Genomic DNA, 22,197 nt, shown 5'->3' with positions numbered 1-22,197 from the left:
TGCTCCGAAGGCTCCCCCGGCCGTGGCGCATGGGCGGCCACGCAGGGGTGCAAGCTCTTCTTCCGCCGGAATGACCCGGTTCAAGTTCTCGGGTGTGGATCTCAGCACTGGCGTGCACCCCGGAGCGGAGGGCTATCTTACAGCAGGGTCGCCAAGGGTGCAGGACCGGGACAATCCTGCTGCGGGCCGTATCAGCCCACGGCCGTCAGCCGCCGCATCACCCACTCCACGGGCCCCTGCGCCACCTTCTTGCTCCAGGCCCAGGCGGCCAGGCTGGCGATGATCACGTAAAGCGCGGCGGCCACGGCCACTTCGCGCAGGCTGCGTGATCCGTCCAGCGCGCCCATGGCCTCCAGCAGGCCCATGCCGATGAGGATGTGTGCCAGGTACAGGGTCAGCGTCATGCGCCCGGCCGGCAGCAGGCCGCGCCACGGTCCAGCGGGCCAGCGGTCGGCCAGCCGCAGGCAGGCGCCTATGGCAATGCTGGCGCAGCCCAGGCCCATCAGCAGGTAGGCTGGGCCGGGCGGCATGGGGCCGGTGGCCAGCCAGGCAGCCCATTCACTCTGTGCCGCAAGTACCGAGACGGCGCAGGCCGCGCCCACCATCAAGCCGCCCGCAGCCACCAGGCCCCATTGCACGCGCGGCTCGGCCAGCGGCAGGCGCGCCAGCAGCATGCCGCAGAGGAAGAACGCAAACCAGGGCAGCACCGGATGGAAGCCGTTGAACAGCAGGTTGCGCGCAAAGCCGGCCGGCTCCCACAGGCCCTGGTAGGACAGGCTCGCCCAGTCCCAGCCCTGGCTGTAGTCCAGCTGCAGCAAGGCCGTGGTGGACAGCACGGCCACTGCCGCCATGCCGGCCAGCAGCGCCCTTGCGCCGGCCTGCAGCCAGGCGATGGCCAGCACGAAGTAGATCGCGTAGTAGTGAATGATGTCGGCCGGAAAGATCAGCAGGTTCATGCCACCGGCCACCAGCAGGAACAGCGCGCGGCGCAGCGTCCAGAGGCGCGCCGTGGCCGGCTCCAGCGAGCGCGTGGCCAGCACCAGGCCCAGTCCCGCCAGCACCACGAAGGTGGCCGAGGCCTTGCCCTCCAGAAAATGGAAGAACGACAGCAGCCAGCCAGGCTCCTGCAGCGCGGGATGCATGGCCTGCTTGAAGTTGACGAACACCATGCCTGCCAGCGCCAGGTAGCGCGCCAAGTCCAGCCCCGCCAGGCGGGCGCCCCTGCCGGTGGCGTGCCTCATGTCGCGTCCCCCCGTGCCTCGCCTCCAAGAAGGCAGGCCAGCAAGGCGGGATGCAGCACATCGACCCCTTCATCCGCCCCCGCGTCTTCTTGCGGCGTCACCGCCAGCGCAAAGCGCAGCGCATCGCTTTCCACGGCGTCCAGCAGCAGTTGCGCGGCCAGGCGCACGGGCACGGCGGGCCGCAAGAGGCCCTGCTGCGCCCCGCGCTCCATGAAGCCTGCCAGGCCGTCGAGCATGCGCCTGCGGTTGGCCTCGAAGGCCGGCGCCAGCCCGGGCGAACGCGCGATCTCGGACAGGCATTCGGCGCTGAGCACGGCCCATTCCCGCTGGCGGCACAGCGCCTGGTAGGCGGCCAGGAATTGCGCCACCACAGGCAGCGAAGGGGCTGCGGCCCGCTCCAGCGCCTGCAGCAAGGGCAGCAGCTCGGTCTGCTCCTGCGTGGCGACCTCGGCAATCAAGGCCTGCTTGCTGTCGAAGTGGTTGTACAGATTGCCCAGGCTCACCGAGGCAGCCTGCGCGATGTCGCGCATGCTGGTGCAGTGAAAGCCGCGCTCCACGAAGCACTGCAGGGCGGCCTCCACGATGACAGCCCGGCGCTCGCTGATGTCTTCTTTCTTTTTCATGCCTCGAATGATGAACGAACGTTCATTCATAGTCAACACCGGGGCATGAAATCACAGCGGCGGCAGGGGGCCCACGCCCGAAGGAACGGCCTCCTCGTTGGGCCTGCAGGGCTGGCGCAGCATGCGCCGGCAGTCCGGCAGCTGCCGCTCATGGGCATAGGCGATGTGGCCCAGCACGATCTTCGAGGGCCGGCTGCGGTCCAGCCAGACGGTGTTGGTCGAAGGCGTGGACAGATGGTCGAAGGCCCAGTACCCGGTCTGCGAAGGCGTGTCCAGGGTCACGCGCAGGCTGGAGCCCGCGCGGAACACATGGGCGAATTTCTGGATTTCCACGCGCATCAGCGTGGGCTCGTCGGGGCGCAGCGGGCGCACGGCGGCCTCGGTGAAATCACCCCAGGGCCGCAAGGCGGTGGAGCGCTGGCCGTCCAGCGCACGCATGGAAGCACGCAGCCAGCCACGCTGCACGAACATCTCCTGGCCGTCGGGACGCACCTCCGAGACGGTGACCTGAACATCGGTGTCACCGGCCGTGGCGCTGAGCCACAGGTCCAGCGAGGCCTCGCCATAAAAGCTCAGCGCGCGCGGCAGCGGGGCCGTGGTGAAGCGCAGCAGGCCCTGCCCGGCGGGACTGGCCGTCCATTGGCCCGCGCCGGACTCGGTGTCCGCGTCGGGATGGTTGGCCTCGGCGCCCGGCAGCGGGTAGCGGTAGCTGGCCGACTGGCGCTCGGCCTGCGGCGGCGCATCGCCCAGCCCGCCGCCCGGCTGCAGCCACAGCGTCATGGGCGTGACGCGCACGGGCAGCCGGTCAAAGCTGGCCACGGCCGAGGGACGCAGCTGCCCATAGTCGCCCCCACCGTTCATCCACTGCATTTCCTGCGCCAGCAGCACGCGCGGCGTGTGCTCGAAGCCGTTGCTCTCGCCCTTGAGAAAGCGCGCGTAAAAGCGCTTCATGGTCTCGCGCAGAAAGGGGGCGTTGTCGGTGTGGTGGTCGCCGTTGGAGCTGATCAGCCACATCTTGTCCGGGGCGATGCTGTCCTCGTAGTAGCCCATGCGGGTGCCCACCTGCTCGTCCTGCCAGGACTGGGTGCCCAGCGTGGGGATGTCGATGCGGTGCGTGGAGTTCATGGCGCTCTTGAGCGCGTAGCGGGCGCCGAAGAAGCGGTCCTCGTCCAGCCAGCGCGCCATGTCCAGGTCAGGGCGCTGGATCTTGCGGATGTTGTCCTCCACGACCTGGGCGCATCCGGTATCGCCATCCAGCGCCCTGGCATCGTCGGCGGCCTTGCGCCATATCGCGGGGAACTGCCGCCACCAGTTGGCGGGAAAGCCGATGTTCTGGATGCCGCCCGGATAGGCCACGTCGCGGTAGGGATCGGCCACGTTCTTGCCCGGCGCGATCGCCTTGAGGCTGGGCGGACGCTGGGCCGCCACCCACAGCTGGTCGTAGCCCGAGTACGAATAGCCCACCATACCCACCTTGCCCGTGGACCACGCCTGGCGCGCCGCCCACTCCACCGCATGCGCCCCGGCCGCGCCCACGGAGGCGTCCGCCCACTGGTTCTCGCCGGTGGAGCAGCCCGTGCCGGGCACGTTCAGGCCCATCACGGCATAGCCTTCCTTGGTCCATTCCTGGGTGGTCTGTTCCGTGACCGAGCCCGATCCGTAGCCGTCGTACTCCATCAGCACGGGAAACGGCCCCGGCCCCTTGGGAAAGACCACCGAATAGCGCATCTTGTTGCCGTCAGGCAGCTGGATGTAGCCCCAGATGCGCGGCCCGGGGTTGGTGCTGCCCGAAGAGCCCCCGCCGCAGGCCGCGAGGCCCAGGGCAAGGGTGGCGATGCCGGCCGCGCCGAGCCACGCGCGGGAATGGCGAAAAGTCATCATGGATGGTCCTCCTGGTTGCTGATGCAGACATGCCCGCAAGGGGGCAGGCCGCAATGTAGGACCGTCCGGGCGCATGGCGCACGCGTAAGCTGAAGGGGGCTAAAGGGGGGATGAAGGGGCGCTGAAGCGCGCCTGAAGACAGGCTGAAGGCAAACGCGGCCAGTCGCCACGGCCTTCGGCCCCAGGCCACGGCGGCATGGACTGGCACGAGATGGTGATGGCGCTTGGAGCGACGGAACTATCCATCGCCCCCGCAGTCGAACGGCCTTCGCTGGAGACCTCAACGCATAACAGCCCGGCCCACACTCCATCGTTGCCGATGGAGCCACTGCCTGAACAGGCAAAGGTGAAACTGTCATGCAATGTCCCGCCTGCCGAGATGCCACGCTCATCATCTCCGAGCGCCAGAACATAGAGATCGACTACTGCCCCCAATGCCGCGGAGTCTGGCTGGACCGCGGAGAGCTGGACAAGCTCATCGAGCGCTCCGCCGCCCAGGCACCCTCCGTGCCCGCCTCGCCAGCAGCCTATGAACGCCCGCAGGAACGGCGCGCGGGCCCTGACGGATCCCATGACCGGCGCGAGCACTCCAGCCACGATGGTTACCGCCGCAAGAAGCGCGAGGGCTTTCTCTCCGATCTTTTCGACTTCTAGCACCAGGGCAAGTCCGCTGCGCCGGCATCGGGACATGGCAGCCGCACCCCACTATGATTCGGCTTTCAGTTCCTTGTCCCCATGCCCCGCGCCCGCACACCCAAGCCCGCTCCTGCCGCAGAGAACACGGCCCCGTCCAGCACTGCAGCGCCGGGGCCGTCCATCGACGCCTCCTTCCTGCACACCCTCGTGGGCTACAACGCCCGGCGTGCCTCGCTGTCCATCATCGAAGTGTTCGTGGAGCGCATGGCCACCCACGATCTCAAGATGGTGGAGTTCTCCGTGCTCTCCCTGGTGTCCCACAACCCCGGCATCACCTCGCGCCAGCTGTGCGCGGCGCTGGATGTGATGCCGCCCAACCTGGTGGGCCTGATCGCAGCGCTGGAGCGCCGCAAGCTGATCGAGCGGCGCACCCACCCCACCGACCGCCGCGCCGTGGGCGTGCACCTGACGCCGGCGGGCGCCGAGCTCACGGCCCGGGCGGAAAGAACGGCGGCGGAATTGGAAATGGATGCCACCTACCGCCTGACCGACGCCGAGCGCAGGACGCTGATCCAGCTGCTGCAGAAGATCTACAACTGAGCGCGCTCAGTCCGCCTTCTCCGCTGCCGGCTGCTCCAGCCCCAGCAGCCGCACCGCGTTGCCCTTGAGGATGCCGGGCATCACCTCGGGCTTGAAGCCGGCTTCCTGGAAATCCTTCATCCAGCGCTCGGGCGTGATCAGCGGATAGTCGCTGCCGAAGAGCACGCGGTCCTTGAGCAGGGTGTTGGCGTACTGCACCAGCTGCCGGGGAAAGTACTTGGGGCTCCAGCCCGACAGATCGATCCAGACATTGGGCTTGTGCAGGGCCACGGACAGGGCCTCGTCCTGCCAGGGAAAGCTGGGGTGGGCCATCACGATCTGCATATCGGGAAAGTCGATGGCCACGTCGTCCAGGTGCATGGGATTGCTGTAGGCCAGGCGCAGGCCGCCGCCGCAGCGCATGCCGCTGCCTATGCCGCTGTGGCCCGTGTGGAAGATGGCCGGCAGTTGGTACTCGGCCACCACCTCGTAGATCGGCCAGGCCATGCGGTCGTAGGGATGGAAGCCCTGCACCGTGGGGTGGAACTTGAAGCCCCTGACGCCCTCTTCCTCGATCAGCCGCCGCGCCTCGCGCGCACCCATGCGGCCCTTGTGCGGATCGATGCTGGCGAAGGCCACCATCATGTCGCTGTTGGCCCGCGCAGCCTCGGCGATCTCCTCGTTGGGAATGCGGCGCCGGCCCAGCTGCGACTCGCTGTCCACCGTGAACATCACCAGGCCCAGGTTGCGCTCGCGGTAATAGGCCACGGTCTCGGCGATGGTCGGGCGCCTGCCGTTGCCGAAGTACTTGTCGGCGGCGCGGTCGTACTCCTCGCCGTAGTTGTCGAACGGGTTCCAACAGCTCACCTCGGCATGCGTGTGGATGTCGATAGCAATGAGTTTTTCGTGGTCCATGTCTGTCTCCTGTGCGGCCTGCTGCCTGCCCCGGCATCAAGGGGAAGTCCCAATAAGAAATTCGCAAAGGCCGCTTGAATTGGTTATTAAATATAACCAAAATCGCGGCCATCAGAAAGCGATGCGGATGCGGGCAACGGCTGCCACGCACCGGTTTCGCGCTGAGGCTTCACACCACCTTCCGAGGAGACAGACATGGACAGAAAGATCCACAAGACCCGTTCCCGCGCCTTGCCGGCCACGCTGGCCGCCGCCCTTCCCGCCCTGCTGCTGTCGGCCTGCGGCGGCTCGAGCGACGGCATCGCGCAGCTGGCCGAGGCCCGCCCCGCCACGCTGCTGTCGTGCACGGACCTGGCCGCGAAAATATCCTTCCCCAACACCCGCATCACCGCCGCCGAGACCGTGGCCGCCGGCACGCTGACGGTGGCAGGCAAGCCCATTGCCGAGCACTGCCGCGTGACCGGCCGCATGCACGAGCGCGTCAGCACCGTCGATGGCCAGAACTACGCCGTGGGCTTCGAGATGCGCCTGCCGCGCGACTGGAACGGGCGCTTTTTCTACCAGGCCAACGGCGGCCTGGACGGCAGCGTGAGCACGGCCGTGGGCGCACTGGGCGGCGGGCCGCTGGGCAATGCGCTGCAGATGGGCTTTGCCGTGCTCAGCTCCGATGCGGGGCATGCAGGCAGCCTGGGCCCCTTCTTCGGCCTGGACCCGCAGGCGCGGCTGGACTACGGCTACCAGGCCGTGGGCAAGCTCACGCCCATGGCGCGCAGCGCGCTGCAGACGGCCTATGGCAAGGGCCCGGACCGCTCCTACCTGGGCGGCTGCTCCAACGGCGGGCGCCACGCCATGGTGGCCGCCTCGCGCTATGCCGACCAGTACGACGGCATCATTGCCGGCAACCCCGGCACGCGCCTGCCGCTGGCGGCCATTGCCAACATTGCCGGCGCCCAGGGCTATGCGAAGCTGGCCACCACGCCCACCGACCTGGGCACGGGCTTCACCCAGGCAGAGCGCCGCCTGGTCAGCCAGGCCGTGCTGGCCCGGTGCGATGCACTGGACGGCGCCACCGACGGCATGGTGCAGGCCGGCGCAGCCTGCCAGGCGAGCTTCGACCTGGCGCGCGACGTGCCCACCTGCGGCGGTGCGCGCGACGGCAGCTGCCTCAGCGCCGAGCAAAAGAGCACCATTGCCGGCCTGTTCAAGGGCGCCACCACCAGCGGCGGCAGCCGCATCTACAGCAGCTTCCCGTATGACGCAGGGCTGGATACGGCCGGCTGGGCCGGCTGGAAATTCTCCAACTCGCTGAACCTGGACACCGGCGCCGTGGGCCTGGTCTGGCAGGCGCCACCGGAGAGCCCGGCCAGCTTCAACGGCCCGCAGTTCGCGCTGACAGGCAGCGTGGACAGCATGCTGGCCAAGGTCCAGGCCACGACGGCGCTGTACACCGAAAGCGCGCTGTCCTTCATGCTCCCGCCCGACTACGGCAAGCTGCCCGTGCTGCGCAACCGGGGCGCCAAGCTCATGGTCTACCACGGCACGGCCGATCCCATCTTCTCCAGCGACGACACCGTGCAGTGGTACGACACGCTGCGCCGCAACCATGGCGATGCAGCCGACTTCGCCCGCCTGTACCTGGTGCCCGGCATGAACCACTGCAGCGGCGGCCCGGCCACCGAGCAGTTCGACATGCTCAGTTCCCTCGTGGCCTGGGTGGAGAAAGGCCAGGCCCCAGACCGCGTGATCGCCAGTGCGCGCGGCGCAGGCAATGCGGGCGGCGCCAACGCCGACCTGCCCGCCACCTGGTCGCCAACGCGCACCCGGCCGCTGTGCCCCCATCCGCTGGCCGCTCACTACAACGGCAGCGGCGACATGGAAAGCGCTGCCAGCTTCAGCTGCCGCTGACCGTGCACTGAAGGCGGGCGGCGCCTGAACGGTCCGCCCCCTTCCGCCCTCATCCACCCCCTTGTCCGCAGTCCCGCCCCCGGCGGGGCCGGGCAACGCTGCGCCTGAAAAAAAGGCGCGCGGACACCCACGCCAAGACGGCAACGATTTTTCAAACCAGAGGAGACATCACCATGCAAAAAACCCCTTCCCCGCTGACCCTAGCGGCCGCCGCCGTGCTGGCCCTGGCCGGCTCCAGCACCAGTTTCGGCGCCTTCGCGCAAGGCACCTCCAGCGTCACGCTCTACGGCATCGTCGATGTGGGCGTGGAGCACCTGAACAACGTGGCGGCGGGCGGTGGCCTCAGCCGCATGCCATCGACCACCAGCCTGGTGCCCTCGCGCTGGGGCCTGCGCGGCAGCGAGGACCTGGGCGGCGGCCTCAAGGCCATCTACACGCTGGAGTCGGGCTTTGCGCCCGACCAGGGCACCTTCAACCAGGGCGGGCGCGGCTTTGGGCGCCAAAGCTGGGTGGGACTGGGCGGCAACTGGGGCAGCCTGACCATGGGCCGCCAGAACTCCATGCTGTTCTGGTCGCTGCTCGATTCGGACATCATCGGCCCGGCCGTCTTCGCCATGGGCTCGCTGGACGCCTACATTCCCAACTCGCGCGCCGACAACATGCTGGCCTGGCGCGGCAACTTCGGCGGCCTGGCGCTGGGCGCGGGCTACAGCTTCGGGCGCGATGCCGTCAACGCAGGCCCCAGCCCGGCAGGCACCAACTGCCCGGGCGAGAGCGGATCGGACACGCAGGCCTGCCGCCAGTGGTCGCTGTATGCCAAGTACGACACGCCCGTCTGGGGCGTGGCGCTGGGCTACGAACAGCAAAACGGCCGCACGCCGGCCTCGTCCACCGACCCGGTGTTCGGCGGCATGACCTCCAGCGCCAAGCATGACGAGCGGCTGCACCTGGGCGGCTACTTCAAGCTGGCCGGCGTGAAGGTCGGCGGCGGCCTGCTGCGCCGCGACAACGATGGCGACGCCGTCAAGCCGCGCAGCAACCTCTGGTACGTGGGCGCCTCGTACCCGGTCACCGAGGCGCTGGTGCTCGAAACCCAGTGGCTGACGCTGCGCTACCGCGGCGTGTCGGGCTACGACTCCGACCTGCTGGTGGCACGCGCCATCTACAACCTGTCCAAGCGCACGGCGGTCTACACCCAGCTCGGCCACATCCGCAACGACCGCCTGGCCACCGTCTCGGTCAGCGGCGGCGCCCCGGGCAGCAACACCGCGCCGGGCCGCTCGCAGACCGGCATCAACGTCGGCATCCGCCACATGTTCTGAGCCTGTTCTTTCCAGCTTTTCCTTTTTTCGATTTCACCAGGAGACATCCATGCAGATGCATCGCCGTCATTTCGTCCAGGCCCTGGGCAGCGCCGCCGCCCTGGGGTCGCTGTCGCCACTGCAGGCCCTGGCCCAGGCACTGGACCAGGTCAAGATCATGTACGGCTTTCCGGCAGGCAGCTCGGGCGACAGCGTGGCCCGCCGCGTGGCCGAGCGGCTGGGCGGCACGCCCTACAGCAAAGGGCCGGGCTTTGTGGAAAACAAGCCCGGCGCCGGTGGCCGCATCGCGGTGGAGGCCCTGAAGAACGCCCCGCCCAACGGCTCGGTGCTGGCGCTGGCGCCCGTGTCGGCCTTCTCGGTCTACCCGCACATCTACCCCAAGCTGACCTACAAGCCCGAGGATGCGATCCCCGTCTCCATCGGCGCCGTCATCTACCACGGCCTGGCCGTGGGGCCTGCCGTGCCGGCCGAGGTCAAGACCCTCAAGGACTTCCTAGCCTGGGCCAAGGCCCACCCCGACCGGGCCAACTTCGGCTCGCCGGGCGCGGGCTCCATGCCGCACCTGCTGGGCGCGCTGCTGAGCCTGCGCTCGGGGGTGGAACTCAAGCACGCGCCCTATCGCGGCACCGTGCCCAGCATCACCGACCTGGTGGGCGGGCAGGTCGCGGCCACCATGAACCCCAGCGGGGACTACCTGCAGTATTTGAAGGCGGGCCGCCTGCGCGTGCTGGCCACCTCGGGCAAGCAGCGCTCGCCCTTCCTGCCCGACGTGCCCACCTTCACCGAACTGGGCTTCCCCGATGTCACGGTGGAGGAATGGTTCGGCTTCTACGCTCCCGCCAAGACCCCGGCCACCACCATTGCCAACGCCAACGCGGCCATCACGGCCGCGCTCAAGGACAAGGCCGTGATCGACGGGCTGGCCGCCCTGGGCCTGCTGGCGCGCGGCAGCACGCAGCAGGAAATGGCGGCCGACCAGCAGGCCGAGTTCGAGCGCTGGAGTTCGCTGGTCAAGCAGATCGGGTTCACGGGCGAGTCCTGATCAGTCGGCGGCAGGCCCATTCCCCTTCACGGGACAAGGCCACACTCATGCAACAAATAATGTTGCATGAAACAGAACAGCCAATTCTCGGACGTCCTCCATGTGCTGCTGCACATGGCCGAGGGCGATGGACCTGCCACCTCCGACATGCTCGCCGCCGCGCTGCAGACCAACCCGGTCGTGCTGCGCCGGTTGATGTCGGGCCTGCGCGATGCAGGCCTTGTCACCTCCGCCAAGGGCCACGGCGGCGGCTGGGTGCTTTCTTGCGAACTGGACCGCACCACGCTGCGCGACGTGCATGAGGCCCTGGGCGCGCCCGGCCTGGTGGCGCTGGGCTTCAGGGAGGACCGGCCCGAATGCCTGGTCGCCCAGGCCGTGAACGAAGCCCTGAGCAACGCGGTGCAGCAGGCCGAGGCCGCCCTGCTTGCACGCCTGGGCACGGTGACGCTGGCTGCCCTGTCCCATGACTTCCACGCCCGCCTGGCCCGCCATCGCGCAGCAGGCGGCCAGGGTTGGCACCAACTGCAGGAGCACTCGCATGAAACACGTTGATTTCGCCGTCATCGGCGGCAGCTATGCAGGCCTGTCCGCCGCGCTGCAACTGGCGCGTGCGCGCCGCCAGGTGCTGGTGGTCGATGCCGGACTGCGGCGCAACCGCTTCGTGGACCAGGCCGGCGAGACATCGCACGGCTTTCTCACCCAGGATGGCGTGGCCCCCGCCCAGATCGCCGCCCAGGCCCGGCAGCAGCTGATGGCCTATCCCACCGTGCAGTGGCTGGACGGCACGGCCGAAGACGCCCGCGTGGCGACCGATGGCCGGCTGGAGTTCCGTGCAGCGGGCACGGCCATCAGCGCTGCCCGCCTCGTCCTGGCGCCGGGCGTGCATGACAGCCTGCCGCCCGTGCCGGGACTGGCCGAGCGCTGGGGCCGCAGCATCTTTCACTGCCCGTACTGCCACGGCTACGAGATGAATGCAGGGCGCATCGGCATCATCGCCAGCTCGGCCCTGGCCCACCATCACGCCGTCATGCTGCCCGACTGGGGCCAGACCACGCTGCTGCTCAACGGTGCCTACACGCCCGGCGCCGAAGAACTTTCCACCCTTGCGCGCCGGGGCACCCAGGTGGAGACCACGCCCATCGCCCGCCTGGAAGGCCGGGCCGACGTGGTGCTGCAGGACGGCCGCCGCCTGGTGATGGACGGCCTGTTCACCCAGCCGCGCACCCGCATCGCCAGCCCCGTGGCCGAGCAGTTGGGCTGCGCCCTGGAAGAAGGCCCCATGGGCACCTTCATCAAGGTCGCGGAAGGCCAGGCCACCAGCGTCCCCAACGTGTTCGCCTGTGGCGACGCGGCCCGCGCGGCCGGCAACGTGGCCATGGCGGTGAGCGATGGCGCCATGGCGGGCATTGGCGCGCACCGGTCGATGATGGGGTGGTGATGGCGGCGGGCCTTGGGCCCGTGCATGGACGCAGATCAACTGCCCGCCGGACGATGCGTGGATACAACAACTTCCCATGCTAACTAAATCCGTAAATATAATTAAGACTGATTCTCATTGATATCTACAACATCAAGAGTCCAGTCCATGCACACCACCAACGGCCGCGCGCTGCGGTTCAACTCCATTGTTCTGGCCATGCTGGCCGCCGGCGCCGGGTCCACGGCGATCGCACAGGATGAAGCGCAGGCGCCGACCGCAACGACGCCGACGCTGTCGCAGATCGACGTGCGCGACAAGTACGAGCGCGAGGACCTGCCCACGCTGGCACCGGGGCGCAAGGCCGCCAAGGGTGCACGCCTGGGCATTCTGGGCGCCACCTCCATCGTGGACGCGCCGGTGCATGTCAACGCCTACACCCGCGAGCTGGCCGAGGACTGGTCCGCCCTGTCGCTGCAGGATGTGCTGGAAAACGATGCGGCCGTGGTCTTCACCACCAACAAGGGACACCTGCTGCAGAACTTCAACCTGCGCGGCCTGGATGTGACGGCCATGGACATCGCCACCAACGGCCTGTACGGCGTGGCGCCAGCCAATTCGGTGCCCATCGAGATGTTCGAGCGCGTGGAGGTGATGCGCGGCCCCAACGTGCTGCTGTCCGGCATGCCGCCGCTGGCCAGCGTGGCCGGCTCCGTCAACATGGTCACCAAGCGCGCGCTGGCCCAGCCCATGGCGGACCTGACGGCCACCTACGTCTCGGACTCCTACCTGCAGATGCATGCCGACGTGGGCCGGCGCTTCGGCCCCGAGCAGCGGCTGGGCCTGCGCTTCAACGGCGTCTACGGCTCGGGCGACATGGGCGCCAAGGATGAGAGCCAGAAGCGCCGCGTGGGCGCCCTGGGCCTGGACTACCTGGGCGACAGGGCCCGCTTCTCGCTGGACCTGTACAACAGCATCACCAAGATCGACGGCGGCAGCCCGGGCATGTTCAGCTTCCTGGGCAGCGCGGCCATCCCCGGCGTGGGCCGGCTGCTGGCACCGCCCAGCGGCGACGTGAACATGTTCCGCGGCACCCACGGCCAGTACGACAACAGCGGCCTGCTGGCGCGTGCCGAGGTGGACTTCACGCAGAACTGGCAGGGCTATTTCGCCTTCGGCGCCTCCGAGGCGCAGGGCAAGGGCCTGCTGTTCGGCACCCGCGCCATCGTCACGGGCCTGGACGGCACCACGCGCGGCGCCATCTACAACGTGCACACCGAGTCCGAGCGCCGCACGGCCGAGGCCGGCGTCATCGGCAAGCTGAGCACGGGCAGCGTGCAGCACCGTCTGCAACTGTCGTTCAACATCCTCAAGCACAAGGAAGGCACCTACAACACGGCCTGCAACTACTGCTACACCACCAACATGTACGAGCCGACGACGCCCACCTTCCCGGGCGCGCCGCAGTGGAAGGGCTACACCACCGAGAACGAATTCCGCTCGCTGGCCCTGGCCGACGTGATGAGCTTCGCCAACGACAAGGTGCTGCTGACGCTGGGCGCACGCCACCAGACGGTAAAGACGCCGCTGGTCAACGGCGTGTCGTCCAACTACAGCAAGAGCCGCGTCTCGCCCATGGCCGGCCTGGTCGTGCGGCCCTGGGGCGACAACGTCTCGCTGTACGCCAACTACACCGAAGGCCTGGAGCCCGGCCGCACCGTGGGCGCGGGCTTTGCCAACACCGGCGAGACCCTGGCGCCCATGCAGACCAAGCAGGGCGAGGTGGGCGTGAAGCTGCAGGCGGGCCAGACCACGCACACGCTGAGCGCCTTCCGCATCGAAAAGCCGTCCATCATCACCAACAGCGGCAATGCCCAGGTGCTCGATGGCGAGCAGCGCCTCAAGGGCCTGGAGTGGAGCGCCTTCGGCAAGCTCACGCAGACGCTGTCGCTGCTGGGTGGGGTGGAGTACATCAAGTCGCGCCAGATCAACTCCGGCCGTGAGAACTACGGCGTGCCCAAGCTGCGCGCGCGCATCGGCATCGACTGGGAAACGCCCGTGCAGGGCCTGTCGGTCGGCGGCCGCGTGCTGTACACCGGCTCGCAGTGGGTGGACTCCGGCAACAAGCTGCGCGCCCCGGCCTGGAACCGCTTCGACCTGATGGCCAAGTACGAGACCAGGTTCGGCGCCACGCCCGTGCGCTTCAATGCCAGCGTGGAGAACGTGACGGACAAGAACTACTGGATCGGCATGTTCACCGACGGCTTCGTCATGCCCGGCGCACCGCGCACCTTCCGGCTGTCGGCCACCGTGTCGTTCTGACCGCCTGACGCACTGCGCGGGCCACCCGGCGGGGCGCATGTTGTGTCCCGCCGGGTCTTTTGCTTCCCACGATCGAATTTCCATGCCGCTCTTCACCGTCGCCGGCCTGCTTGCCACCTCGCTGGCCTGCCTGTGCATCTACGCCGCCTCGCCCAACCAGAGGCTGTGGGCCGCCGCCTGGCCGCGCCGGCCTGCCCTCCTGGCCGGTGGCGGCCTGCTCGCAGCGGGCTGGCTGGCATTCGCCCAGGACATGCGGACGCTGGCCGCCACGTTCACCTGGCTCACCCTGCTGATGCTGGCCTTCGCCCTGCTGCCCTATATCGGAGCGCTGTTCCATGGCCGACGCACACCCTGAGGCCCGCCCGCGCAAGCCGGCCCCCATCCGGCCGGACTGGATCTCCAAGACCCTGGCCGGCCTGCTGCTGGGGCCGGGCCTGGCGATCAGCGCCAGTGGCCTGCTGGCCGCCCTGCTGCACGGCATGCCGCTGGCGGTGAGCGGGCAGCTGGTCATGTGGCTGGTGCCGCCGGTCTGGCTGCTGGTGCAGTCCCTGGTGTATTTCTTCTCCAGCGGCCTGCGCGCCTGGGCCTGGCTGGGCGGGGCCAACGCGCTGGCCCTGGCCGCCTGGTGGCTGGTGCGCGCGGCAATGCACAGCAGCGCAGGAGGCCTGTCATGAGAGCCGACTACATCCGCATCTACAAATCCGTACACACCTGGACGGGCATCCTCAGCGGCATGGCCTTGTTCATCGCCTTCTACGCGGGTGCGCTGACGGTGTTCAAGGAACCCATCCGGCGATGGTCCACGCCGCCTTCCGCCGTGGTGCAGGCCGTGCCCATGGACGAGGTGCAGCCGTTGATCGCCCGGACCCTGGCCAGCACGCCGGCGGCCGCGCGCGGCGCCATCGTGCAGCTGCAGGGCGACAACGCCATACCGCGCCTGCAATGGCAGGTGCGCGATCCCAAGGCCGACGACCATGACGAAAGCGCCGTACGCCACTACACGGCCCAGCTGTCGGCCGACGGCAGCGTGCAGATCAGCGAGCAGCGCCCGTCCCGCCTGGTGGAGTTCATCGACGTGCTGCACCGCGTGGTCGGCCTGCCCGTGGACTCGGACCCCAACCGCTGGATCATGGGCGCGATCTCGGCCCTGTACTTCCTGGCCCTGGTGTCGGGCGTGGTGATCCTGCTGCCCTCGCTGGTCAAGGACTTCTTCGCCCTGCGCGTGGGCAGGAACCTCAAGCGCATGTGGCTGGACGCGCACAACGTGGTGGGCATCGTCAGCCTGCCCTTTCACATCGTCATGGCCCTGAGCGCCGTGGTCTTCGCCTACCACGACCAGATCTTCGACGTGCAGGACAGGCTGATCCACGAAGGCCAATGGGCCCAGACCTTTGCGCGCCCCTCGGGCAAGGCCCCGGACGCGCCGGCACGCAATCCGGCCGACATGCTCACGCCCTCCCGACTGGTGGAGATCGTCAAGGCCGCCGCGCCCGGCTTCGAGCCCGAAAGACTGCAGTACGCCCAGGTCACCGGCCCCAAGCCCACCGTGCGCGTCTGGGGCAGGAATCCCCAGGCCGTATCGCCGCGCGCCGTGGGCGGCTTTGCCATGCTCGATCCGTACAGCGGCAAGCTGCTCTCGGCCGACTACCTGTCAGGCGGACAGAGCACGCCCAACCTGTTCATCAGCAGCTTCTTCGCGCTGCACATGGCCTCCTTCGGCGGACTCGCGGTCTGGTGGCTGTACTTCCTGCTGGGCCTGGCAGGCGCGTGGCTGTTCTACGGCGGCAATCTGCTGTGGGTGGAGACGCGGCGCAAGGCCCAGCGCAAAGGCGCAGACTTGCCCGTGCAGCGGCGCGACACGGCCCTCATGGCCTCGGCCACCGTCGGCGTCTGCCTGGGCTGCGTGGCCGGCATTTCCGCCACCATTGCCGCCGCCAAGTGGCTGCCGGGCCGCGTCGATGACCTGGCCGCATGGCACATGGGCATTTACTACGCCGTGTTCTTCACCAGCATGGCCTGGGCCTTCGTGCGCGGCGCGGCACGCGCGGCCCCGGCCTTGCTGTGGCTGGCCGCTGCCTGCACGGCCGCGATCGCGCTGTCATCGCTGGTGGGCTGGCTGGCGCCAGGCACCGGCGCGTGGGTGGACACCTCGCTGATCGGCCTGGACCTGACGGCCGTGGCCGGCGTGCTGGCCCTGGCCTGGATGGCGCGTGCCACGGCACGGCGCACGCGCAGCGGCCCGCAGGACAGCGTGTGGTCCGCGCCGCGCGACAGGCCGGCGCATCAGGACACCAAGGACTCACCGGCACCGGCCAGCTGACCTGGCCGGCACGCCATGGGAGTGCGCAGGTGGGCCGGTTGCCTGGTGGGCCGGCCCATCCCCGCTGCTGGGTCTATCCGAAAATGGCGCCGCCCGCATCCAGCGAGGGCGGCCGCAGAAGATCGGCATTGACGCCCATGGCCTCGCTGGCCCGCTCCACGGCCTGCCAAAGAGGGGCGGGCATCTGCAGTATTTCCTCGGGGGAGTTCGCGCGGGCAATCCAGTCGCTGATCTCAACGTGCTGCTCGGGGGTGAGCAGGTCCAGGTTCAGCATTTCGTCAATGGTCTTCATCGGGTGTCGGTCTGTCGCTCTTGTGCGGGAGATGTGCGGGAAATGTGCGGGAGATATGTGGGCGAGGTGCGGAAAGGAAACGCCCGTGCATTGTCAGCGGTCCGCGGCAGGCAGTCGCTGCAGCAGGGCATCGCGTGCGCGCAAGCCGGCATTGGGCTTTTGCGCCTGCTCATCCTGGATCAGTGTGGCGAACACCAGCCTGCGCTGGTCCTTGGTGGCCCAGCCCACATACCAGCCGTAGGCCCGGCTGGCATCGTAGCGGTTGTCGCTGCCGGGCGACCCGGTGCCGGTCTTGCCATGCACGGTCCAGCCGTCCACAGGCACGGGGTGCCGGGTGATGCGCGCAGTCATGTCGATGGCCTGACTGCTCACAGACAGTTCCCGGCGCACGATCTTGCGCATGAAGGCCACCTGCTCGGCCGCCGAGATGCGCAGCGAGGACACCACCCACGCGCCGTTGTGGCCGGGATGGGCCACGGCAACGGCGGAGACATCCTCGTTGCCGTACTGGAAGGCCCTCACGTAGGCGCCAAACCGCTGTTGGCCCAGCTCCCGCGCCACCTGCTGCGAGTACCAGAACACCGAGTCCTTCATCCAAGCCTGGGGCGTGATCTCGCGCCGCCAGGCATCGCCGCCCCAGTCCGGATACTCCGGTTGGTACGGCCACGCAGGCCGGGACTCGTCCTGCAGGATGCCGGCGTCATAGCCCATCAGGCTGATGGCGATCTTGAAGGTGGAGGCCGGCGTGACGCGCTCGGCACAGGCCGGGCCGCTGTGCACCAGGGACTGGCCCGTGTCGGCGTCGGCGACGATGGTGCACAGTTCGTGCGCGCAAGCGGGAAGGCAAAAAAATGCTGCCACGACCGTGGCAGCGGACCCAGGAAATCCAAGCATGTGCTGTGTACTGTGTGCTGTCTGATGCAGTGTTAGTGTCTGGCGCGCGATCATAGATGCGCGCGCAGCCTTCGCAACGCCCATGCAGCAAACATCCCCACAGCGTCCTCGGCGGCCGCGTCAGGAACGCGCCGAGGGCAAGGGCTTCAGGTTTTGAGGCCCTGAGGGCCGGTCAGCCGGCCTCCGCCTCCTGCAGCTGCCGCCACATCACCTTGCCGCTGCCGCTCTTGGGCAGGGCCTTGACGAACTGCACGATCTTGGGCGCCTTGTAGACGGCCATGTTCTCGCGGCACCACTGGATGATGTCCTCGGCCGTGGTGTCTTCCTTGCCGGCACGCAGCACGACGACCGCCTTGACCGACTCGCCGCGGTAGGCGTCTCGCGTGGAGATCACGCAGGCCTCCTGGATGGCGGGGTGGCGGAACATCAGCGATTCGACCTCGGCCGGCCAGACCTTGAAGCCGCTGGCGTTGATCATGCGCTTGAGGCGGTCGGTGATGAAGTAGTAGCCGTCCTCGTCCACGTGGCCCAGGTCGCCGGTGCGAAAGAAGCGCTTGCCGTCGATCTCCATGAAGACCTGGGCCGTGGCGTCGGGCCGCTTCCAGTAGCCGTCGAAGACCTCGGGGCCGTGGACGACGATTTCGCCCTGCTCGCCCTGCGGGACATCGGCGCCGGTTTCGGGGTCGATGACACGCGCCTCGGTGCTCATGAAGGGAATGCCCAGGCATTGCTGCTTGGGATGCTCGAACGGGTTGCTGTGCGTGGGCGCGGCCGTCTCGGTCAGGCCGTAGCCCTCGCTGAAGCGCAGGCCGTATTGCTCCAGCAGGCGCTGGGCCACGGCCTGTGGCATGGCCGCACCGCCGCCGCCGATGTACTTGAGGCTGGTGAGGTCGAACTGCGCAAAGTTGGGGCTGCCCAGCAGGTCGATGACCATGGTGGGGATGTTGGTCCAGCTGGTGACCTGGTAGCGAGAGATCAGCCGCCCCGCCAGCTCGCGGTCCCAGCGCGGCATGACGACCAGGGTGGCGCCCACGAAGATGGCCGTGTGCAGCACCGAGACCATACCCGTGATGTGGAACATGGGCACGACGGCCAGGACCACGGTCTCGCTGGTGCCGCTGCCCCAGTAGCTGCCCGCCACGGCGTTGTGGTTGATGGAGCGGTGCGGGTGCATGCAGCCCTTGGGGTGGCCCGTGGTGCCGCTGGTGTAGGGCAGCACGGCCATGTCGTCGCGGCCCACCACATGGGGCGGCGCGGCTTCGGTGCAGGCCAGGGCCTGCTGCCAGGTGTGGACGCTGCCGCCATCGAGCACGGCCGGCTCACGCCGGGTGAGCAGCCAGTCGTGCCACTGCACGGGCGGGGCGTCGTCGCCCTGCACCCCGGCATCGAAGGCGTCCGTGAACTGGGTGACGACCAGGTGCTCCAGCCGCTGGCCGGGCGCCAGCGCATTGCTGGCCTTGGCCAGTTCGGGGGCCAGGTCGGCCGTGGTGATGGCGACCTTGGCGTCGGCGTCGGTGATGTAGTGCCTGAGCTCCTCGGCCATGTTCATGGGGTTGACCGGCACCACCACCGCATTGGCGCGGAAGATGGCGTAGTGCGCCAGGATGAGTTGCGGCGTGTTCTGCATCAGCAAAATGACGCGGTCGCCGCGCTGCACGCCCAGGCTGTGCAGGTAGGCCGCCATGCGCTCCGTGCCCTCGCACAGCTCGCGGTAGCTGATGGAGCTGCCGAAGTAGCGGATGGCTGCCTTGTCCGGGTAGCGTCGCGCATTGACGGCCAGGTTGTCCCAGACGCTGGTAGCGGGCACGGTGATGGAATGGGGCAGGCGGCTGGGCCAGAAAGCGTGGTGCGCGGGCTGGGAGGGCATGGGTGGATGGGCTTTGAAGTGTCGGTGAGTGGAAGGGACGGCGGCAATCCGCCTTGCCAGCGAGGCTAGGCCCACACCCGCTTCCCGGCATTGGGGAAGGCCCCAGGAGATCGTCGCCAAAGTGACGCTTGAGCGCCCATGGCATACCGCTGGCACCGCAACTCGCCTTGTGCTTTCGCAAGCCGGCCACGGGCACGCCTTAAGTACGCCACAGGTACGCCACAGGTACGATGGCGCCATGCCCTCCACGCCCGCCATGCCCCACCTGTCCCGCCTGCAGCTGTCGCTGCGCGATCTGCTGGCCCGCCACCGCAGCGCGGCCCTGGCCACCCAGCCCGCCGACTCCCCTGCCCCCGGGGCTGGCGATGCACTGCCCGCTCCCCGGCTGTCCATGGTGCCCTGGGCCTGGAATGCGCAGTTTGGCTGCTTTGTGCTGCACGTCAGCGCACTGGCAGCGCACACGCGGGCCATGGAGTTGCACCCGGCCGTCAGCCTGCTGGTGTGCGCGGCCGAAGTGGACGGCGAGGGCGTGCATGCACTGGAGCGCGTGGCCATTGAAGGCGTGGCCAGCACACCGCCGCCCGGCAGCGTGCTGGCCGATGGCGCGCGCGACAGCTATGTGCTGCGCTTCCCCGAAGCCGCGTTCATGACCGATCTGGGCGACTTCCGCTTTGTCTGCATCACGCCATCCATCGCCCGGCACGTGGCGGGCTTTGGCGCGGCGCGCGATGTGTCGGCCCATGACCTGATCGAAGCACTGAGCATCCAGGCCAGCTGACTCACGCGCCCCGCACGTGGGCCGCGATCAGGGCGCCCGCCGCATCGCCCTGCCCCGCCACGCAGGCGCGCACATGGTCCTCCCACATCTGGCCCTGCTGCTCCACCTGGGCATGGACAAAGCGCTGCAGCATGCGCCGGGGATCATCGCAGCGCTCATAGGCATACGGATCGCTGCGCGTGCACAGCGCCTTGAACTGCAGCCAGGCGGCCTGCCGCGTCACGGGCATGCCCTGCAGGCGCTGCCACTGGTGCAGCAGCTCATGGGCAAAGATGCCTGCGATCTGCGGATGCGACAGGCGCAGCGGCTGGCGCGGATCGGACTGCGTGAAGAAGGCGCGCGGCATGAAGATGCGCCCGCCATTCATGGACAGCGCCCTGCGCGTATCGCCCAGCCGCCGCTGGTACAGGCGCAGGCGCGGCAGCAGCGCATCGAGCGAGGCGCCGAAATGCGTGCGCACAAAGGCCTGCTCCTGCGCATCCAGTGGCCGGCTCCAGAAGACCATGCTCAGCCGCCTGGCCCCTGCCGATAGCGCCGCGCCATGAAATCCACAAACGCGCGCACGGCCGGGCGCAGATGCCGCGTGCGCGGATACAGCGCGTGGTAGCTGTACTGCCCCAGATGAAAACAGGGCAGCACCCGCACCAGCTGGCCGCGCTCCACGGCCGAGCGCACGGTATGCCAGGTCAGCGCCGCAATGCCCCGGCCTGCGCGTGCGGCCTCGAAGATGGTGGCCACTGAATCGGTGCGCAGCGCCGTGTGCGGCTGCACCTCGGTCACGGCGCCCTGCCCGGACACCACACTCCAGCGCAATGGGGCCGGGCCCGCCGCAAAGGCCAGCGCGCGGTGCTCGGCCAATTGCCCGGGCGCCTGCACCACGCCCTGGCGCATCAGGTAGGCGGGCGACGCCACCAGCACCAGCGGCGAATGCGTGAGCAGCCGCGCTTGCAGCCCGCTGTCCGGCAATTGGCGGCTGATGCGCACGGCCGCATCCACGCCCTCGGCCACCAGGTCCACCAGCCGGTCGGTGCACAGCAGCTGCAGCTCCAGATCGGGGAATTGCTGCTCGAACTCGGGCAGCCAGTCGCCCAGCTCGATGGCGCCCACGGCCAGCGGCAGCGTGATGCGCAACACACCCGCCACGCGCGCACGACGCTGCGCCAGCGCGGCCTCGGCCGCATCGAGCTGCTCCAGCAACTGCACACAGCTCTGGTAGTAGCTGCGCCCCGCATCGGTCAGGCTCAGCCCGCGCGAATTGCGCTGCAGCAGCTGCGTGCCCAGCTCCGACTCCAGCCATTTGACATGGCGCGACGCCGTGGAATGCGTCATGCCCAGCCGGTCCTGGGCCGCCGTGAAACCCTGCGCGTCCACCACGCCGCAGAACACCCGCATGGCTTGCCATCTGTCCATTGCTCATGCACTCCTTTGGCGGGAATTGTGGAGCATGGACCGCTGATGCCGCCCAGCCCGCCCAGCCCGCTCAGCGCAGCGCCAGCTCCAGGATGCCGTCCGTGGACAGCACATCGCCGAACACATCCTCGATCTCGGCCAGCGCGGCACGGTGCAGGCTGTCGGCGTCCACGGATTCGCCGTTGCTGCGCGTGATGGCACGTGTGGCCACGGCATCGCTGGCCACGATGACCTCGAAGCCCAGCGGCGCGGCATCGCGTGCGGCGCCGGCCACGCAGGCGTGGGTCATGAGGCCGCAGATGACCACGGTGGTGATGCCACGCGCGCGCAGCTGGTCGGCCAGGTCGGTGCCGACGAAGGCGCTGACGCTGCGCTTTTGCACCACGGTGTCGCCCGCGCGCGGCTGCAGGCCGGGGTGGAACTGGACGGCGCTGCCATTGATGGCGAACACGGGCGCACCTTCAGGGGCAATGTGCTGGATGTGGAACACGGCAACCTGCCCGGCATCGGCCCATTGCAGCAGGCGCCGGGCCTGCTCCAGGACCTGCGGGCCGCGCGGGATGGGCAGGCGGCCGCTGAAGTACTCGTTCTGGAAGTCGATGACCAGCAGCGCCGTGGCACCCCGTGGCAACTGGCTGCGCCCCGGCGCGCCGGACAGGGCGCGGAGGGTGGGATGGCTGGTGGATTGGGTGGCCTGGCTGGCCTGTTCTGCGAGTGACATGCAGTGCTCCTGAAAACGGGAAGTGGTTGATG

The 22,197-nt window shown here is 68.7% G+C and carries 22 protein-coding genes and 1 riboswitch; of the genes, 12 read left to right on the top strand and 10 right to left on the bottom strand.

The window, feature by feature from the left end; all coding sequences use genetic code 11:
• Positions 1-40: 40 nt before the first annotated feature.
• A riboswitch (TPP riboswitch) is annotated at positions 41-132 on the bottom strand.
• 59 nt (positions 133-191) lie between these two features.
• Genes ACM14_RS02125 through ACM14_RS02115 form a run of 3 tightly spaced genes read right to left on the bottom strand, consistent with a single transcriptional unit; the run spans position 192 to position 3,745 of the window.
• The gene (locus ACM14_RS02125) at positions 192-1,241 is read right to left on the bottom strand and encodes a DUF418 domain-containing protein (protein ID WP_065345118.1); all 1,050 of its coding nucleotides are present in this window, start codon (positions 1,239-1,241) and stop codon (positions 192-194) included.
• Positions 1,238-1,864, bottom strand: coding sequence for a TetR/AcrR family transcriptional regulator (locus ACM14_RS02120; RefSeq protein WP_063325956.1), 627 nt, complete (start codon positions 1,862-1,864; stop codon positions 1,238-1,240). The genes ACM14_RS02125 and ACM14_RS02120 overlap by 4 nt, the downstream gene beginning before the upstream one ends.
• 51 nt (positions 1,865-1,915) lie before the next feature.
• A complete protein-coding gene (locus ACM14_RS02115) occupies positions 1,916-3,745 on the bottom strand; it encodes a CocE/NonD family hydrolase (RefSeq protein ID WP_065345117.1) in 1,830 nt (609 codons plus the stop codon).
• A 357-nt stretch (positions 3,746-4,102) separates the two neighbouring features.
• Between ACM14_RS02115 and ACM14_RS02110 the strand changes: the two genes are divergently transcribed.
• A complete protein-coding gene (locus ACM14_RS02110) occupies positions 4,103-4,399 on the top strand; it encodes a zf-TFIIB domain-containing protein (RefSeq protein WP_065345116.1) in 297 nt (98 codons plus the stop codon).
• An 81-nt stretch (positions 4,400-4,480) separates the two neighbouring features.
• Positions 4,481-4,981 (top strand): MarR family winged helix-turn-helix transcriptional regulator, encoded by a 501-nt coding sequence (locus tag ACM14_RS02105; RefSeq protein WP_013801754.1) that lies wholly within the window; start codon positions 4,481-4,483, stop codon positions 4,979-4,981.
• A 6-nt stretch (positions 4,982-4,987) separates the two neighbouring features.
• On the opposite strand, the gene ACM14_RS02100 is transcribed toward ACM14_RS02105, so the two are convergent.
• Positions 4,988-5,875 carry a 4-hydroxyphenyl-beta-ketoacyl-CoA hydrolase gene (locus ACM14_RS02100; protein WP_013801753.1) on the bottom strand — a complete coding sequence of 296 codons (888 nt, stop codon included), beginning with the start codon at positions 5,873-5,875 and terminating at the stop codon, positions 4,988-4,990.
• 195 nt (positions 5,876-6,070) lie between these two features.
• On the opposite strand from ACM14_RS02100, the gene ACM14_RS02095 reads away from it, so the two are divergent.
• The 9 genes from ACM14_RS02095 (at position 6,071) to ACM14_RS02055 (ending at position 16,203) form a co-directional block, all read left to right on the top strand.
• Positions 6,071-7,780, top strand: coding sequence for a tannase/feruloyl esterase family alpha/beta hydrolase (locus tag ACM14_RS02095; protein WP_065345115.1), 1,710 nt, complete (start codon positions 6,071-6,073; stop codon positions 7,778-7,780).
• 173 nt (positions 7,781-7,953) lie between these two features.
• Entirely contained in the window at positions 7,954-9,102 is a 1,149-nt protein-coding gene (locus tag ACM14_RS02090) for a porin (protein WP_065345114.1), read from the top strand.
• Positions 9,103-9,151: 49 nt separating this feature from the next.
• Complete coding sequence (locus ACM14_RS02085; protein ID WP_034395494.1) at positions 9,152-10,144, top strand: tripartite tricarboxylate transporter substrate-binding protein; 993 nt, start codon at positions 9,152-9,154, stop codon at positions 10,142-10,144.
• Between the two features lie 66 nt (positions 10,145-10,210).
• A complete protein-coding gene (locus tag ACM14_RS02080; protein ID WP_063325713.1) occupies positions 10,211-10,696 on the top strand; it encodes an Rrf2 family transcriptional regulator in 486 nt (161 codons plus the stop codon).
• On the top strand, positions 10,683-11,582 hold the full coding sequence (locus ACM14_RS02075) for an NAD(P)/FAD-dependent oxidoreductase (protein ID WP_065345113.1): 900 nt from the start codon (positions 10,683-10,685) through the stop codon (positions 11,580-11,582). The genes ACM14_RS02080 and ACM14_RS02075 overlap by 14 nt, the downstream gene beginning before the upstream one ends.
• Positions 11,583-11,729: 147 nt before the next feature.
• Positions 11,730-13,883, top strand: a complete 2,154-nt coding sequence (locus ACM14_RS02070; protein WP_084027248.1) for a TonB-dependent siderophore receptor — start codon at positions 11,730-11,732, stop codon at positions 13,881-13,883.
• 82 nt (positions 13,884-13,965) lie between these two features.
• Positions 13,966-14,238 carry a hypothetical protein gene (locus ACM14_RS02065; RefSeq protein WP_063325716.1) on the top strand — a complete coding sequence of 91 codons (273 nt, stop codon included), beginning with the start codon at positions 13,966-13,968 and terminating at the stop codon, positions 14,236-14,238.
• Positions 14,219-14,557 (top strand): hypothetical protein, encoded by a 339-nt coding sequence (locus ACM14_RS02060; RefSeq protein ID WP_013801745.1) that lies wholly within the window; start codon positions 14,219-14,221, stop codon positions 14,555-14,557. Before ACM14_RS02065 ends, ACM14_RS02060 begins: the two co-directional genes overlap by 20 nt.
• Complete coding sequence (locus ACM14_RS02055) at positions 14,554-16,203, top strand: PepSY domain-containing protein (RefSeq protein WP_065345111.1); 1,650 nt, start codon at positions 14,554-14,556, stop codon at positions 16,201-16,203. The genes ACM14_RS02060 and ACM14_RS02055 overlap by 4 nt, the downstream gene beginning before the upstream one ends.
• Before the next feature lie 73 nt (positions 16,204-16,276).
• On the opposite strand, the gene ACM14_RS02050 is transcribed toward ACM14_RS02055, so the two are convergent.
• From ACM14_RS02050 to ACM14_RS02040, 3 genes are all read right to left on the bottom strand, one after another.
• Positions 16,277-16,495 (bottom strand): hypothetical protein, encoded by a 219-nt coding sequence (locus ACM14_RS02050; protein WP_013801743.1) that lies wholly within the window; start codon positions 16,493-16,495, stop codon positions 16,277-16,279.
• 93 nt (positions 16,496-16,588) lie between these two features.
• Complete coding sequence (blaOXA, locus tag ACM14_RS02045) at positions 16,589-17,389, bottom strand: class D beta-lactamase (protein WP_065345110.1); 801 nt, start codon at positions 17,387-17,389, stop codon at positions 16,589-16,591.
• 172 nt (positions 17,390-17,561) lie between these two features.
• Positions 17,562-19,256 carry a long-chain fatty acid--CoA ligase gene (locus tag ACM14_RS02040; RefSeq protein WP_034395477.1) on the bottom strand — a complete coding sequence of 565 codons (1,695 nt, stop codon included), beginning with the start codon at positions 19,254-19,256 and terminating at the stop codon, positions 17,562-17,564.
• Between the two features lie 238 nt (positions 19,257-19,494).
• Here ACM14_RS02040 and ACM14_RS02035 point away from each other — a divergent pair, with 238 nt between their 5' ends.
• Positions 19,495-20,034 (top strand): pyridoxamine 5'-phosphate oxidase family protein, encoded by a 540-nt coding sequence (locus ACM14_RS02035; protein WP_065345109.1) that lies wholly within the window; start codon positions 19,495-19,497, stop codon positions 20,032-20,034.
• 1 nt (position 20,035) lies between these two features.
• On the opposite strand, the gene ACM14_RS02030 is transcribed toward ACM14_RS02035, so the two are convergent.
• From ACM14_RS02030 to ACM14_RS02020, 3 genes are all read right to left on the bottom strand, one after another.
• Positions 20,036-20,539, bottom strand: a complete 504-nt coding sequence (locus ACM14_RS02030) for a hypothetical protein (protein WP_065345108.1) — start codon at positions 20,537-20,539, stop codon at positions 20,036-20,038.
• 2 nt (positions 20,540-20,541) lie between these two features.
• Positions 20,542-21,444 carry a LysR family transcriptional regulator gene (locus ACM14_RS02025; protein ID WP_065345107.1) on the bottom strand — a complete coding sequence of 301 codons (903 nt, stop codon included), beginning with the start codon at positions 21,442-21,444 and terminating at the stop codon, positions 20,542-20,544.
• 70 nt (positions 21,445-21,514) lie between these two features.
• Positions 21,515-22,165: a cysteine hydrolase family protein gene (locus ACM14_RS02020; RefSeq protein WP_065345106.1), complete on the bottom strand. Its 651-nt coding sequence runs from the start codon at positions 22,163-22,165 to the stop codon at positions 21,515-21,517.
• Between the last annotated feature and the right edge of the window lie 32 nt (positions 22,166-22,197).

Source organism: Delftia sp. JD2 (genome assembly GCF_001682645.1).
GTDB classification, from domain to species: Bacteria; Pseudomonadota; Gammaproteobacteria; order Burkholderiales; family Burkholderiaceae_C; genus Comamonas; species Comamonas acidovorans.
This window is presented reverse-complemented; position numbering and strand designations above follow the sequence as displayed.

Coding starts and splice junctions, on each gene's coding strand:
- ACM14_RS02055 (WP_065345111.1), top strand. CDS start 14,554: ATGAGAGCCGACTACATCCGCATCTACAAATCCGTACACACCTGGACG.
- ACM14_RS02080 (WP_063325713.1), top strand. CDS start 10,211: ATGAAACAGAACAGCCAATTCTCGGACGTCCTCCATGTGCTGCTGCAC.
- ACM14_RS02040 (WP_034395477.1), bottom strand. CDS start 19,256: ATGCCCTCCCAGCCCGCGCACCACGCTTTCTGGCCCAGCCGCCTGCCC.
- ACM14_RS02105 (WP_013801754.1), top strand. CDS start 4,481: ATGCCCCGCGCCCGCACACCCAAGCCCGCTCCTGCCGCAGAGAACACG.
- ACM14_RS02070 (WP_084027248.1), top strand. CDS start 11,730: ATGCACACCACCAACGGCCGCGCGCTGCGGTTCAACTCCATTGTTCTG.
- ACM14_RS02095 (WP_065345115.1), top strand. CDS start 6,071: ATGGACAGAAAGATCCACAAGACCCGTTCCCGCGCCTTGCCGGCCACG.
- ACM14_RS02065 (WP_063325716.1), top strand. CDS start 13,966: ATGCCGCTCTTCACCGTCGCCGGCCTGCTTGCCACCTCGCTGGCCTGC.
- ACM14_RS02025 (WP_065345107.1), bottom strand. CDS start 21,444: ATGGACAGATGGCAAGCCATGCGGGTGTTCTGCGGCGTGGTGGACGCG.
- ACM14_RS02075 (WP_065345113.1), top strand. CDS start 10,683: ATGAAACACGTTGATTTCGCCGTCATCGGCGGCAGCTATGCAGGCCTG.
- blaOXA (WP_065345110.1), bottom strand. CDS start 17,389: ATGCTTGGATTTCCTGGGTCCGCTGCCACGGTCGTGGCAGCATTTTTT.
- ACM14_RS02110 (WP_065345116.1), top strand. CDS start 4,103: ATGCAATGTCCCGCCTGCCGAGATGCCACGCTCATCATCTCCGAGCGC.
- ACM14_RS02060 (WP_013801745.1), top strand. CDS start 14,219: ATGGCCGACGCACACCCTGAGGCCCGCCCGCGCAAGCCGGCCCCCATC.
- ACM14_RS02125 (WP_065345118.1), bottom strand. CDS start 1,241: ATGAGGCACGCCACCGGCAGGGGCGCCCGCCTGGCGGGGCTGGACTTG.
- ACM14_RS02085 (WP_034395494.1), top strand. CDS start 9,152: ATGCAGATGCATCGCCGTCATTTCGTCCAGGCCCTGGGCAGCGCCGCC.
- ACM14_RS02030 (WP_065345108.1), bottom strand. CDS start 20,539: ATGGTCTTCTGGAGCCGGCCACTGGATGCGCAGGAGCAGGCCTTTGTG.
- ACM14_RS02020 (WP_065345106.1), bottom strand. CDS start 22,165: ATGTCACTCGCAGAACAGGCCAGCCAGGCCACCCAATCCACCAGCCAT.
- ACM14_RS02120 (WP_063325956.1), bottom strand. CDS start 1,864: ATGAAAAAGAAAGAAGACATCAGCGAGCGCCGGGCTGTCATCGTGGAG.
- ACM14_RS02035 (WP_065345109.1), top strand. CDS start 19,495: ATGCCCTCCACGCCCGCCATGCCCCACCTGTCCCGCCTGCAGCTGTCG.
- ACM14_RS02100 (WP_013801753.1), bottom strand. CDS start 5,875: ATGGACCACGAAAAACTCATTGCTATCGACATCCACACGCATGCCGAG.
- ACM14_RS02115 (WP_065345117.1), bottom strand. CDS start 3,745: ATGATGACTTTTCGCCATTCCCGCGCGTGGCTCGGCGCGGCCGGCATC.
- ACM14_RS02090 (WP_065345114.1), top strand. CDS start 7,954: ATGCAAAAAACCCCTTCCCCGCTGACCCTAGCGGCCGCCGCCGTGCTG.
- ACM14_RS02050 (WP_013801743.1), bottom strand. CDS start 16,495: ATGAAGACCATTGACGAAATGCTGAACCTGGACCTGCTCACCCCCGAG.